At 51.9% G+C, this 14087-nt stretch carries 13 protein-coding genes; 10 read left to right on the top strand and 3 right to left on the bottom strand.

Annotated elements, in window-relative coordinates; all coding sequences use genetic code 11:
* The first annotated feature begins 79 nt into the window (after positions 1 to 79).
* The 10 genes from fabZ (at position 80) to VPR01S_RS13140 (ending at position 10993) form a co-directional block, all read left to right on the top strand.
* On the top strand, positions 80 to 532 hold the full coding sequence (fabZ, locus tag VPR01S_RS13185) for a 3-hydroxyacyl-ACP dehydratase FabZ (RefSeq protein WP_021705834.1): 453 nt from the start codon (positions 80 to 82) through the stop codon (positions 530 to 532).
* Position 533: 1 nt separating this feature from the next.
* Positions 534 to 1322 carry an acyl-ACP--UDP-N-acetylglucosamine O-acyltransferase gene (gene lpxA / locus VPR01S_RS13180; protein WP_021705833.1) on the top strand — a complete coding sequence of 263 codons (789 nt, stop codon included), beginning with the start codon at positions 534 to 536 and terminating at the stop codon, positions 1320 to 1322.
* Between the two features lie 123 nt (positions 1323 to 1445).
* The gene (lpxB, locus tag VPR01S_RS13175) at positions 1446 to 2591 is read left to right on the top strand and encodes a lipid-A-disaccharide synthase (RefSeq protein WP_021705832.1); all 1146 of its coding nucleotides are present in this window, start codon (positions 1446 to 1448) and stop codon (positions 2589 to 2591) included.
* 3 nt (positions 2592 to 2594) lie between these two features.
* Complete coding sequence (rnhB, locus tag VPR01S_RS13170) at positions 2595 to 3212, top strand: ribonuclease HII (RefSeq protein WP_021705831.1); 618 nt, start codon at positions 2595 to 2597, stop codon at positions 3210 to 3212.
* Positions 3213 to 3287: 75 nt separating this feature from the next.
* On the top strand, positions 3288 to 6767 hold the full coding sequence (gene dnaE, locus VPR01S_RS13165; protein ID WP_021705830.1) for a DNA polymerase III subunit alpha: 3480 nt from the start codon (positions 3288 to 3290) through the stop codon (positions 6765 to 6767).
* 46 nt (positions 6768 to 6813) lie between these two features.
* Positions 6814 to 7773: an acetyl-CoA carboxylase carboxyl transferase subunit alpha gene (accA, locus tag VPR01S_RS13160; RefSeq protein WP_021705829.1), complete on the top strand. Its 960-nt coding sequence runs from the start codon at positions 6814 to 6816 to the stop codon at positions 7771 to 7773.
* A gap of 126 nt (positions 7774 to 7899) precedes the next feature.
* Positions 7900 to 9213 (top strand): tRNA lysidine(34) synthetase TilS, encoded by a 1314-nt coding sequence (gene tilS / locus VPR01S_RS13155; RefSeq protein ID WP_021705828.1) that lies wholly within the window; start codon positions 7900 to 7902, stop codon positions 9211 to 9213.
* Positions 9214 to 9278: 65 nt separating this feature from the next.
* Positions 9279 to 9593, top strand: a complete 315-nt coding sequence (locus tag VPR01S_RS13150) for a c-type cytochrome (RefSeq protein ID WP_021705827.1) — start codon at positions 9279 to 9281, stop codon at positions 9591 to 9593.
* Between the two features lie 111 nt (positions 9594 to 9704).
* Positions 9705 to 10043 (top strand): nitrogen regulatory protein P-II, encoded by a 339-nt coding sequence (gene glnB, locus VPR01S_RS13145; RefSeq protein ID WP_038203435.1) that lies wholly within the window; start codon positions 9705 to 9707, stop codon positions 10041 to 10043.
* A gap of 107 nt (positions 10044 to 10150) precedes the next feature.
* The gene (locus VPR01S_RS13140) at positions 10151 to 10993 is read left to right on the top strand and encodes an endonuclease/exonuclease/phosphatase family protein (RefSeq protein ID WP_021705825.1); all 843 of its coding nucleotides are present in this window, start codon (positions 10151 to 10153) and stop codon (positions 10991 to 10993) included.
* Here the strand turns inward: VPR01S_RS13140 and VPR01S_RS13135 are convergent.
* The 3 genes from VPR01S_RS13135 to gloB form a co-directional block, all read right to left on the bottom strand.
* On the bottom strand, positions 10990 to 11676 hold the full coding sequence (locus tag VPR01S_RS13135) for a YIP1 family protein (RefSeq protein WP_021705824.1): 687 nt from the start codon (positions 11674 to 11676) through the stop codon (positions 10990 to 10992). The genes VPR01S_RS13140 and VPR01S_RS13135 overlap by 4 nt on opposite strands.
* Complete coding sequence (locus VPR01S_RS13130; RefSeq protein ID WP_021705823.1) at positions 11673 to 13235, bottom strand: LysM peptidoglycan-binding domain-containing protein; 1563 nt, start codon at positions 13233 to 13235, stop codon at positions 11673 to 11675. The genes VPR01S_RS13135 and VPR01S_RS13130 overlap by 4 nt, the downstream gene beginning before the upstream one ends.
* Before the next feature lie 70 nt (positions 13236 to 13305).
* Positions 13306 to 14064 (bottom strand): hydroxyacylglutathione hydrolase, encoded by a 759-nt coding sequence (gene gloB / locus VPR01S_RS13125; RefSeq protein ID WP_021705822.1) that lies wholly within the window; start codon positions 14062 to 14064, stop codon positions 13306 to 13308.
* Positions 14065 to 14087 lie beyond the last annotated feature (23 nt).

Genomic DNA, 14087 nt, shown 5'->3' with positions numbered 1-14087 from the left:
TAAAAGGCTCGCGAACCGCGAGTCTTTTTCATCTATAATGCCACTCAATCCTTAGAAGATTTGAATTAGGAATATGACTTTGAGTACTGAAAACAAAACAATGAACATCACTGAAATTCAGGAATTATTACCTCACCGTTATCCTTTCCTGCTGATTGACCGCGTGACCGACTTTCAGGAAGAAAAATACCTGACGGCAATCAAGAACGTGTCAGTGAATGAACCTCAATTTACAGGTCATTTCCCACAATTTCCTGTCTTTCCAGGTGTTTTGATCCTGGAAGCGATGGCACAGGCCACTGGCCTGCTGGCGTTTAAATCCTTTGGCGCACCATCTGAAAACGAGTTGTACTATTTTGCCAGCGTCGATAACGCTAAGTTCCGCAAGCCAGTGACACCCGGTGATCAACTGGTGATCGAAGTTGAATTTGTGAAAGAGCGCCGTGGCATCGCTGCATTTAACGGTGTTGCGAAAGTTGATGGTGACGTTGTTTGTTCTGCTGAATTGAAGTGTGCACGCCGAGAGTTCTGAGATGATTCATGAAACTGCTCAAATCCACCCGGCAGCGGTGGTCGAAGACGGGGCCGTCATTGGCGCCAATGTCAAAGTCGGGCCATTTACTTATATCACTTCGGGTGTGACGATCGGTGAAGGGACCGAAGTGATGTCGCATGTGGTGATCAAGGGCAATACAGTGATCGGCAAAGAGAACCGTATTTTCCCACAAGCGGTGATTGGCGAAGAAAACCAGGATAAGAAATACGGCGGCGAAGACACCAAAGTGATCATTGGCGATCGCAATGTGATTCGTGAAAGTGTTCAGATCCACCGGGGAACAGCGCAAGACAAAGGCGAAACGGTTGTCGGCGATGACAACCTGTTTTGTGTTAATGCCCATATTGCGCACGACGTTATTGTCGGGAGCCACACTCATATCGGCAACAACTCGATCTTGGGTGGGCACGTTACGGTCGACGATTACGCGGGGGTCATGGCCTTGTCTGCGATCCATCCGTTCTGCACCGTGGGAGCCTACGCGTACATCGGTGGATGTTCTGCGGTGGTTCAGGATGTACCGGCTTACGTACTGGCGCAAGGGAATCACGCATCACCATTTGGTCTGAATCTGGTTGGCCTGAAACGCAACGGATTTGAAAAAGCGGAAATTCGTGCATTGCAGAAAGCGTACAAGGAAATCTATCGCTCAGGTAAAACGCTGGAAGAAGTCAAACCGGTGCTGAAAGAGATGGCACAAGAGTGGCCGTCGGTGGCCCGTTTCTCTGACATGCTGGAAAACACTGAGCGTGGCATTATCCGCTAACATCGGATACTGATACCACACAAAAGATCGCCGTTTCACGATGGCGGTCTTTTTGTGTTTTATGGCAAGCGCTTAAGGTTTGAGCGTTAGGCATAAAATACAACAGGACAAACGGAACGGAAGATGAACAAACCATTACGCATTGGTATTGTGGCCGGCGAGCTGTCGGGTGATACGTTGGGTGAAGGCTTTATCAAAGCGGTAAAACAGTACTATCCGGATGCCGAGTTTGTCGGCATTGGCGGTCCGAAAATGATCGCCCAAGGCTGCGAATCTTTGTTTGATATGGAAGAGTTGGCGGTGATGGGACTGGTTGAAGTCCTCGGGCGCTTGCCGCGTTTGCTGAACGTCAAAGCTTCTCTGGTGAAGTACTTCACTGACAATCCACCGGATGTTTTTATCGGCATTGATGCGCCGGATTTTAACCTGCGTCTTGAGCTAGATCTCAAACAGGCCGGGATCAAAACCGTGCACTATGTCTCTCCGTCAGTCTGGGCCTGGCGTCAAAAACGCATTCACAAGATAGCCGATGCGACTAACCTGGTCTTGGCATTCCTACCGTTCGAAAAGGAGTTTTACGACCAGTTTGGTGTGCCGTGTGAGTTTATTGGCCATACGCTGGCGGATGCGATTCCGCTGGTCTCTGAGCAAGCGCCGGCCCGAGAACTACTGGGGCTAGATCAGGATCGTAAATGGCTGGCGGTCTTGCCAGGCAGTCGAGGCAGCGAGCTGAAAATGCTGGCGGAGCCGTTTATTGACACGTGCAAAAAGCTACATCAGACGTATCCGCAACTTGGTTTTGTGGTGGCTGTGGTCAATCCGAAACGCCGTGAACAGTTCGAAGCTGCGTGGCAGGCGCTGGCACCTGAGTTGGATTTCCGCTTGGTCGATGATACGGCCCGTAACGTGATTACCGCGGCCGATGCGGTGATGCTGGCGTCCGGAACGGTTGCACTGGAATGCATGCTACTAAAACGTCCGATGGTGGTGGGGTACCGGGTCAACGCCCTGACGGCGTTTCTCGCCAAGCGGCTACTCAAAACCAAGTACGTATCACTGCCCAACATTCTTTCTGACAGTGAATTGGTCAAAGAACTGCTACAGGAGGAGTGCACCGCCGATAACCTTTATCGTGAAGTGGTCACCTTACTGGAGTCCGACAACCGTATCATGCTGGATAAGTTTACCGAAATGCATCACTGGATCCGTAAAGACGCGGATGCCCAAGCGGCGAATGCCGTCCTGACACTCATTAACAAGCAGAAGTAACCCATGGCAGTAGAAAAAAAAACGCTTCCTCCGTTTGAATACCCTCAAGGCTACCAGCTAATTGCTGGTGTGGATGAAGTCGGGCGTGGGCCGTTGGTTGGAGATGTGGTGACCGCGGCGGTGATCCTGGACCCGAACAACCCGATTGAAGGGCTGACGGATTCCAAAAAACTCTCAGAAAAAAAGCGTCTGGCCTTATTGCCGGAAATTAAGCAAAAAGCGCTGGCATGGTCAGTCGGACGCTGTTCACCGCAGGAGATCGATCAACTGAACATTCTCCAGGCAACGATGGTAGCGATGCAACGCGCGATTGCTGGTCTGGCGATTCAGCCGGATATGGCATTGATTGATGGTAATCGTACACCAGAGTTGCCCATGGCCGCTCTGGCAGTGGTCAAGGGGGACCTGCGCGTTGCTGAGATCAGTGCGGCCTCGATTCTTGCCAAAGTGGTGCGTGATCAGGAAATGGAAGCGCTGGATGTGCTCTATCCGCAATTCGGTTTTGCCCAGCACAAAGGCTATCCGACCAAAGCCCATTTTGAGGCCATCGAGCAACAAGGTGTGATCGATCAACACCGCAAGAGTTTCAAGCCAGTCAAAAAGGCACTTGGCTTGGACTAGTGCTTTATTCTGCAGGCTATTCACGTAAAATAGCCTGATTATGTTCGGAAATTTGAGTTACCCCGGAAACCGTTAATGTCAGACCCTAAGTTTATCCACCTGCGTGTTCACAGCGACTTCTCCATGATTGACGGCCTGTCCAAAGTGCCGCCGTTAGTCAAAAAAGTCGCCGAAATGGGCATGCCGGCGATGGCGCTCACCGATTTTACCAACCTGTGTGGTCTGGTGAAGTTTTACGGCACCGCACACAGCTGCGGGATCAAGCCGATCATCGGGGCTGACTTTGCCATGCAGTCGCCAGAGTTTGGAGACGATCTAACTCGTCTGACAGTGCTGGCGGCCGACAACGTCGGCTATAAAAATCTGACACTGCTGATCTCGAAAGCCTACTTACGTGGTCACATTCAACATCAACCGGTGATCGATAAAGAGTGGCTGGCCGAGCACGCCGAGGGGCTGATCCTGCTTTCCGGCGGTAAGAGCGGTGAGGTCGGCAGAGCGTTGCTGAAAGGCAATACGGCGCAGGTTGAGCGTTGCGTGGCGTTTTATCAGCAGTATTTCCCTGAGCGGTTTTACCTTGAACTGACCCGTACCGGACGCCCCGACGAAGAGAGCTATCTGCATTTTGCTCTTGAGCTGGCACAGCAGGCAGAATTGCCTGTAGTGGCGACGAACGATGTGGTGATCCTTGATCAGGAGCTGTTCGAAGCGCATGAGATTCGTGTGGCAATTCATGATGGATACACTCTGGAAGATCCGCGCCGGCCGAAGAATTACAGTCCGCAACAATACCTGCGCAGCGAAGAGGAAATGTGCGCTCTGTTTGCCGACATTCCGGAAGCGCTGGAGAACTCGGTAGAAATTGCCAAACGTTGTAATGTGACCGTGCGGCTTGGCGAATATTTCCTGCCCGCGTTCCCGACCGAAGGGATGGCGGAGACTGACTTCCTGGTAATGAAGTCTCGTGAGGGGCTGGAAGAGCGCCTTGAGTTCCTTTTCCCTGACGAGCAAGTGCGTGCAGAACAACGTCCTGCTTACGACGAGCGCCTACAGATTGAGCTGGACGTGATCAACCAGATGGGATTTCCTGGTTACTTCCTGATCGTAATGGAGTTTATCCAGTGGTCGAAGGACAACGACATTCCGGTAGGACCCGGGCGGGGATCCGGCGCCGGCTCACTGGTGGCGTATGCCCTGAAAATCACCGATCTCGATCCGCTGGAATATGATCTGCTGTTCGAACGATTCCTTAACCCGGAGCGGGTGTCGATGCCCGATTTCGACGTCGACTTCTGTATGGACAAGCGGGACAAGGTAATTGATCACGTTGCCGAGATGTACGGCCGGGATGCGGTATCTCAGATCATTACTTTTGGTACCATGGCGGCCAAAGCGGTCATTCGCGACGTTGGCCGGGTGCTGGGACATCCCTTTGGCTTTGTTGACCGGATTTCCAAACTGGTGCCACCGGATCCGGGCATGACGCTTGAGAAAGCGTTCAAAGCGGAACCGGCGTTACAGGAACTGTACGACGCCGATGAAGAAGTTAAAGAACTGATCGACAAATGCCGGATCCTGGAAGGGTGTACCCGTAACGCGGGTAAACACGCCGGGGGCGTGGTGATCTCTCCGACCACCATCACCGACTTTGCGCCCATTTATGCAGATGCAGAAGGGCACTTCCCGGTGACTCAGTTTGATAAGAACGATGTCGAAACGGCAGGGCTGGTGAAGTTTGACTTTCTTGGCCTGAGAACCTTGACCATCATCGACTGGGCGCTGGGCCTGATCAACCCGCGTCTGGAGAGTGAAGGGCGTGAACCGGTGCGGATCGAATCGATTCCGCTGGTGGATGAGGCATCATTCCGGATGCTGCAAAACTCCGAAACCACCGCGGTTTTCCAGCTCGAATCTCGCGGGATGAAAGAGCTGATCAAACGTCTACAACCGGACTGTTTTGAAGACATCATTGCTTTGGTGGCCCTGTTTCGTCCGGGGCCGCTGCAGTCTGGTATGGTGGATAACTTTATCGACCGTAAGCACGGCCGGGAAGCGATCTCCTATCCGGATGAAAAATGGCAACATGAGTCATTAAAAGAAATTCTGGAGCCAACCTACGGCATCATTCTCTATCAGGAGCAGGTGATGCAGATCGCTCAGGTGCTGGCCGGTTACACCTTGGGTGGTGCCGACATGCTGCGCCGTGCGATGGGTAAAAAGAAACCGGAGGAGATGGCCAAGCAGCGTGCGGTGTTCCAGGAAGGGGCCGAAAATAACGGCATCGACGGCGAACTGGCGATGAAAATCTTTGACCTGGTAGAGAAATTTGCAGGTTACGGCTTTAACAAATCGCACTCCGCCGCCTATGCTTTGGTGTCGTACCAGACCTTATGGCTCAAAGCGCATTATCCTGCCGAGTTCATGGCGGCGGTCATGACGGCCGATATGGATAATACCGAAAAAGTGGTTGGCCTGATTGACGAATGTATCCGCATGAAGCTAAAAGTGCTGCCACCGGACATCAACGCGGGTCTGTATCGGTTTAACGTTGATGAAACGGGCGCGATCGTTTACGGCATCGGGGCCATCAAGGGCGTTGGTGAAGGTCCGATTGAAGCGATACTTGAAGCGCGCAACAAAGATGGCTATTTCAAAGATTTGTTCGATTTCTGTGCTCGTATCGATCTGAAGAAAGTCAATAAACGAGTGATAGAAAAATTGATTTATGCCGGAGCCCTCGATCGCCTTGGCCCTCACCGTGCTGCGATGATGGCGTCACTGGACGATGCGGTGAAAGCGGCCAGCCAGCACCATCAGGCAGAGGCTTTTGGTCAGACCGATATGTTCGGTGTTTTGACCGACGCACCGGAAGAAGTCGAGCACAAGTACACCAAAGTGCCACCTTGGCCGGAAAAAGTTTGGCTGGAAGGTGAGCGTGATACACTGGGCCTGTATTTGACCGGGCACCCAATTAACGCCTATATCAAGGAACTCGGTAAGTACACCAGTTGTCGACTAAAAGACGCCACTCCGACCCGGCGCGATCAAAGCGTTACCGTGGCCGGGCTGGTCATTGCGGCCCGAGTGATGACGACGAAACGCGGTACGCGAATTGGCATCATGACCCTGGATGACCGCAGTGGTCGTATGGAAGTGATGCTGTTCTCTGATGCGTTGGAAAGGTATGCAGAGCTACTGGAAAAAGATAGAATTTTGGTCGTTTCCGGACAGGTCAGCTTTGATGATTTCAATGGCGGTCTTAAAATGTCGGCGCGCGAGGTTATGGATCTCGGTGCCGCACGTGAAAAGTACGCTCGTGCCTTGTCCGTATCGATCAATGCAAAGCAGATTGACGATCAGTTTTTTGAGCGCTTTAGTCAGATCCTGGAGCCTCACCGGGCAGGCACTGTCCCAGTCAATGTATACTATCAAAAGGCCGATGCCCGGGCGCGTTTGACGCTGGGTACCGAATGGCGCATTACGCCATCAGATACATTGCTAGATGAATTAAAACAGTTACTTGGCAAAAGCCAGGTAGAACTCGAATTTAACTAAAATTCGATTCTGAAGCAGAAAGAGTCGAGTAGAAAAGGATCCCTAGATGAGCCTAAATTTTTTGGAATTTGAAAAACCTATTGCCGAACTTGAAGCCAAAATCGAAGCACTTCGTGATGTTTCTCGTCACGGTGGTGAGTCAGGCGTCGATCTGGAGAAAGAAATCCAGCAACTGGAAAAGAAAAGCCTGGAGCTGAAGAAAAAAATCTTCAGTGACTTGGGTGCCTGGGAAACCGCTCAACTGGCCCGTCACCCGCTGCGTCCGTATACACTGGATTACATTGAGCATGTATTTACCGAGTTTGATGAACTGGCTGGTGATCGTGCGTACGCTGACGATAAAGCGATTGTGGGTGGTGTCGCTCGTTTGGATGGCCGTCCGGTGATGATCATCGGTCATCAAAAAGGCCGTGAAACGCGTGAGAAAGTGAAACGTAACTTCGGCATGCCAAAACCGGAAGGTTACCGTAAAGCGTTGCGTTTAATGGAAACCGCAGAGCGTTTCGGTATGCCAATCATCACGTTTATTGATACGGCGGGTGCTTACCCGGGTGTCGGTGCGGAAGAGCGTGGTCAGTCAGAAGCGATCGCGACCAACTTGAAAGTGATGGCAGGCCTGAAAGTGCCGGTTATCTGTAACGTCGTGGGTGAAGGCGGTTCTGGTGGTGCTTTGGCGATCGGTGTCGGTGATTACGTCAACATGCTGCAATACTCAACTTATGCTGTGATTTCACCAGAAGGCTGTGCGTCGATTCTGTGGCGTGATTCTGACAAAGCACCTCAGGCAGCAGAAGCCATGGGGCTGATTGCGCCGCGTCTGAAAGAGCTGGAATTGATCGACGAAATCATCGAAGAGCCACTCGGCGGTGCACATCGCGATCATGCACAAATGGCGGCCAACATGAAAGCCACTCTGCTGCGTCAGTTGGAAGATCTGGAGCAGCTGGATCAGGACTCGCTGCGTGAGCGCCGCTACCAGCGTCTGATGAACTACGGTTACTGCTGATAATTGGTTTGGTTTCATGAAAGGTCGGCTTCTGCCGGCCTTCTTTATTTCTCAGGAACCCGCGCGCGACAAGCCGTTACTGGCGTTGTAAGATGGCACTCATCGTTTGTCTGACCCTCAAGCCCCATGCTAGATATTTATCCGCGTTTTTGCGCTGCCGTTACGCCCTACTGCCAGCCTTCATCACGCCTTGTGGTGGGGCTAAGCGGTGGTGTTGACTCTCGAGTGTTGTTGGCGCTGGCTGCGCGTTATGGGCGAGAGTATCAGGTGCCATGCGTGGCGGTTCACGTGCATCACGGACTCAGTCTCAATGCCGACGACTGGGCCAGTCAGTGTGCGCACTGGTGTGAGGAAAGCGGGATTGCACTGGTGGTTGAGCGAATTACACTGGCGCGTCAGGGCGGGGAGAGTTTGGAGCAGATTGCCCGCGACGGACGCTATCAGGCGCTGCACCGCCATATTTGCCCTGGCGATTTACTGTTGACGGGACAACATGCCGATGATCAGGTTGAGACCTTTCTGCTGGCATTGAAGCGCGGCAGTGGGCCGAAAGGGCTGGCTTGCATGGCGCCAGTGTCATCTTTTGGTGAAGGCATGTTGATTCGCCCGCTACTGGAGGTCACTCGTGAGCAGATCGAAGCTCTGGCCCTGAGTGAATCGTTGGAATGGGTGGAGGATGAGAGCAATCAGGATACCCGCTTTGAACGTAATTTTATTCGCCATCAACTGACGCCACAACTAACGGAGCGTTGGCCAGTTTTTCGCCGCTCGGTGCAGCGCAGCGCCCGTTTGTGTGCAGAGCAGGAAGCGTTGCTGGATGAATTGCTTGCCGACAAGTATCAGATGGTCAGCGCGAAGGACGACAGCTTGAGTATCTCTGCATTGGATGAATGCAGTACGGTGATGCGTAACCGCCTTCTCCGGATGTGGTTCGCCGTGCACCAGCAACGTATGCCGGGCCACGCTCATCTGGCGCTGATCTGGTCGGAAGTCGCGTGTGCACAGCAGGATGCGAATCCACGCCTCAAGATCGACCAAGTTGAAGTTCGTCGTTTCGCCGGGCATTTATATCTGGTGGCCCATTGTGCCGATGTGTCTGGTTGGCAACATCCAATCTTACCAGATCAGCCTTTAAGCTTACCGCAAGGGCTGGGCCAGTTAAGAATAATACATACCGAAGGCCAGGGGCATCTCAACTTGTCGCATTGCGACCCGAGTCAGTTCTGGGTGACGTTTGATCCAACAGGGCTCAGTGCGCACCCGGCAGGGCGCTCCCACAGTCGGAAGCTGAAAAAACTGTTTCAGGAGTACGGAGTGCCCAGTTGGCTGAGACGGCGTACGCCGATCCTGATGTATCAGGAGCAGGTCGTTTGTGTGGCCGGTGTGTTTGTCGACCGGGCATTTAAAGGTCAAGATTGTGAACTGATTTGGGACAAGTAAACCGTTTTTGTGTCAAAATCGTACAATAAAAACGCATAAAAACCACGATTACATAAGGAAAAGCAATGAATAAAGTCGCTCTAGGAATGGTGCTTGGAATGAGTTTGTTGGCCTCTCAGGCCATGGCTGCTGGTGATATTGAAGCAGGGAAAGCGAAAGCGGCCGTATGCGCTGCGTGTCACGGTGCGGATGGTATTGCGGTGATCCCGGGGTATCCGAACCTGAAGGGACAAAGTGAGCAATACTTAGTCAGTTCGATTAAAGCCTACAAAAATAAAGAACGTACTGGCGGTCTGGCGGCAGTGATGCAAGCTCAGGCTGCGATGCTCAGTGATGAAGACATCGAAAACGTGGCTGCGTACTTCGCCAGCCTGAAATAATTTTTGCAGTGCAATCGTCGAGAAAAGCCCGGGCTGATGCTTGGGCTTTTTATTGATTGTTGTTGTCAGCTAACAGATAATAGCCAAAATAACAAAGTTTAAGGGATGAACATGAAGAAGATCGAAGCGATTATCAAGCCGTTCAAACTGGATGATGTTCGTGAGGCGCTGGCCGAAGTTGGTATTACCGGTATGACAGTCTCTGAAGTAAAGGGGTTTGGGCGCCAGAAAGGTCACACGGAGTTATACCGCGGCGCAGAGTACATGGTGGACTTTCTGCCGAAAGTGAAATTGGAAATTGTCGTTACGGATGATGTGGCGGATCAGTGTGTAGACACGATCATTGAAACAGCACAAACTGGCAAAATTGGCGATGGTAAAATCTTCATTACCGATGTGGAACGCGTGGTGCGTATCCGTACTGGCGAAGAAGACGAAGACGCAATCTAAACAGATTTTACCAAAGAGCCGCAAGGCTCTTTTTTCTACCAAGGCCAGCGATGTTAACACCAGCCAACCCAGCTTGATGGTGACTGGTTATTGGTAAGACTCCCTATATGAAGAAAAAGCTATTATTTGGTGTACCGGCCGTGGTCGCGGCCGGCATGACGATCGGTTATCAGGTCGTATTTTCCCTTCCGGAACAGCCTCAATTGTCTACCATTACCAACAGTGATGTTGAGCTGGCGTTGCGCTGCTATGACAACCCTGCGCCTGTTGCCATTGATGACAATGGTCGGCTGAATATTCTGGTATGGAACATCTACAAACAGAACCGCTCCAACTGGCGCCGGGCATTGAACAAATTTTCTGCCGATAAACAACTGGTGCTGTTGCAAGAAGCCAGCATGGGCGATGAGCTAAAAGCCTGGATCAATCAGGGCAAGTGGAACGGCAATCAGGTCGACGCATTTAAAGCGTTTGATAAGACGGCGGGAGTGTTGAACCTGGCGCCGCAGTTGCCGGTGGAAGCCTGCGCGTACACTGAATTGGAACCCTGGATTCGTTTACCCAAATCGGCGTTATACGCCACATACCAGCTATCGAATGGTGCGCAGTTAGCCGTCGTTAACATCCATGCGGTTAACTTTACCTATGGTACTAAAGAGTATCGACGCCAACTGAACACACTGACTGAGGCGCTGATGCAGCATCCGGGGCCTGTGATCATTGCTGGAGACTTCAACAGCTGGAGTAAAGAGCGTCTGCAGGTGATGCGAAACACACTGGAGATGATTGGGGTACATGAAGTGAGCTATTTACCGGATCACCGCAAGCAGTTCATTAATGGTCTGCCGCTCGATCACGTGTTCTATAAAGGGCTGAAGTTTGAAAAAGCAGAGGCGCCTTCAACTGACGCCTCTGATCACAATCCGCTGATGGTTCAGTTCAGTCTTTAAAACAGAACAATATACAACGCCCAGATGAGATAAAATGCCAACCACGGCAGCGTAGCAATCACCAGAGCCTGACCGCGCTCGAACTCGGTCCAGGTTCCGACGGCGGCATACCCCAGCGCGATGTACCAGGGTAAGAGCAGTGGAAATGCACTGGCAAACTGGGCCCAGTCACTGGTCAGAGGCAGTTTAATCAACCCGTTCAGGCTGTTGAGATCCGCCGCGTATGACATTACCTGGCCGTGTTTTAGCAGGACGCTGACGTAGCTGGCCAAATCACCAAGTACTGCCGGGAACGTGATAACAGCACTGGCAGCAAACCAGCGCCAATATCCGTGTTGATGCTGGCTGGCTTTGGTCGCAAGGTTAAACCACAGCGCCAGCATGGCGATGGTCAGGGTGCGGCCAAACACATCACTGATGATTTCACTCGCCATCAGGGTGTTTTTATCCAGTAGCTCCAACTGGCTGGGGTCGACGTTGGGTAACTGCTGCGTCAGAGCGGCTTTCAGCCAGGCAAAATCGACGATATCAAAATACGCGCCCCAGAACAGGAAAGGGGTCAGCAGTAAGACGATATACGGTTGCCATCCCCACATTCCTCTTTGATAAAGCGCGACAAACGCTGCCGATGGGGAGCGGAAAATATCCACCAACATGATCAACGGATTACTTGACGGGGTCATACACTTACCTTAGTCACATCCACGTACAGTTTAAGCTTCTGTCCGGGTTGCAGGTAGCGACCGGCACTCAGACCGTTCCACTTCACGACATCCTGACTGCGTACTTTGAATTTCTTCGCGATGCCGCTGAGGGTGTCACCGGAACGCACCGAGTAGAACACCGTACGGATGATTTTGCCGTCGCTGGCATTCTTCCAAATGACCAGCTTTTGCCCTACGCGTAGCGTGTCTCTCGGGCCCATGCCATTCCATTTAGCCAAGGCGCCGGAAGACACCTTATTGGCTTTGGCGATGGACCACAGACTTTCCCCGGATTTAACCGTGTGTGTCAGTTTAAACTGGCCACGGCTGCGTTGCTGAGTCTGCTTGAGGCGGTTAGCTGCACTTAGGGTGTACGCCTGTTCATCTTTGGTCGAGGTCGGGATCATCAGATACTGACCGATACGAATATTGTTATTCGACAGGTTATTGGCCTTTCGAATCACTTTGCTGGTGGTGTTATATTGATTTGCCAGGACACTGAGAGTATCACCCGATTTCACTTTATAATGCACCAGTTTCATCCCTTTACCGCGGTTTTTGCTGACGTTTGCGGTAAAGTGTGCCACAGAATCGATCGGCAGCAGCAACTGCTGTGGTCCGTTCGGAGAAGTGGCCCACTGATTGTAGGCTGGGTTCAGGCTTTGCAGTTCTTTGACCGAAATACCCGCGTAGTTCGCGGCAATGGCCAGATCGAGTTGTTCTTTTGGATCGACCAGTTGTACGACAGGTTTGTTCGGGATAGTTGGAAGACCGATGCCGTATTTTTTCTGATTAGCAATAACGTCTGCCAGCGCGAGCAATTTCGGTACGTAGCTGCTGGTCTCTTTCGGCAGATCCAGCGAGAAGAAATCCGTCGGCTTGCCCAGCTTCTGATTCTTGCGAATGGCGCGGGACACCCGGCCGCCGCCACTGTTGTACGCTGCAATGGCGTGTTCCCAGTTTCCGTCAAAACGTTTATTCAGGGCTTCAAGATAGTCCAGTGCGGCATCTGTGGCGGCATCCACATCCCGACGTCCGTCATACCAGAAATTCTGTTCCAGGCCATAGGTTTTACCCGTGGCGGAAACGAACTGCCAAAGCCCGGCTGCGCTGCCATGCGAGTAGGCAAATGCATCAAATGAGCTTTCTACTACTGGCAAAAGCGCCAGTTCCATTGGCATATTACGTTGTTCAATTTTGGTCGTGATCAGGTACAGAAACGGCTTCGCACGCTCGGACACCACTTTTAAGTGGTTCGGGTGTTTCAGATACCAGGTCCGGTAATAATTGACCTTCTGTTCATCAGGTACGCGCATCTCAAGTTGCATTGCAATTCGTTGCCATACATCTTGTTGATCCTGAGGAGTGATCGTGACTAGGGGTTTATCTGAAGGGACACTTGCTGGAGTTTTTGTGACCGATTCTGGCGTCGGTTTTATGGGTTTATTCGTGTCTTTCGTTGTGTCTGTCTGTGTTTGCTGGGTCAGTTGACAGCCTGCTAAGAGCAGAGCCAACGCCCAACTGTACTTTACTCGCATTCTACAGCCCTTTTTTTGAACGGCTGCTGATAATACTTGCCACTTTGGTCAAGTGGCAAGCAGCAAATCGTTAAAATTCGTTTTTCCACTCACGCAGCGCAGTAAAAATGGCGACTGGATCTGCTTTTGATGTGCGACTGGAAGCGGACTTGATCACCGCCGGTTGATCGCAGCGCAGGAACGGGTTGATCCATTTTTCGCGGCGGATGGTGCTTGGCAGCGTGGGCTTGTCTTGCGCACGCAGGCGAATCACTTCATCACGGTACTGGCGCAACTGATCATTTTCAGGTTCAACGGCCATAGCAAAGGCGACATTGGCCGCCGTGTATTCATGGGCGCAGTAGACCTCGGTTTCTTCCGGCAGCGCAGCCAGCTTGTTCAGTGAGGCGAACATTTGCTCCATGGTTCCTTCGAAAACCCGTCCGCAACCGGCAGAGAACAGCGTATCGCCACAGAACAATTTGCCGTCGCCGACATAGCCGATATGTCCGAGCGTATGCCCCTCCAACCCTAAGACCATAAACACCTCATCAAACAGCTCGATTTGATCGCCTGCTTCCACCGGGTGAGTCAGCGTGGGGATTGGTTCCTGTTTGGGGCCAACCACGTCAATGGTTGGAAAGTGATAAACCAAGTCTGGTACGCCACCGATATGGTCATGATGGTGGTGCGTGATAAGAATGGCGTCCAGCTGTAGTTCATGTTGTTTGAGGTAATCGAGCACTGGTTGCGCCTCACCCGGATCGACCACTGCACACCGCTGATCATCATTTTGAATCAGCCAGATGTAATTATCGTTAAATGCAGGTATGCTTTTGATATGTAACATTGTTAAATCTCCAGTCACCCAGG

The organism is Vibrio proteolyticus NBRC 13287, assembly GCF_000467125.1.
GTDB lineage: Bacteria > Pseudomonadota > Gammaproteobacteria > Enterobacterales > Vibrionaceae > Vibrio > Vibrio proteolyticus.
The sequence above is the reverse complement of the archived record's forward strand: the minus strand, read 5'-3'. Positions and strand labels throughout refer to the sequence as shown.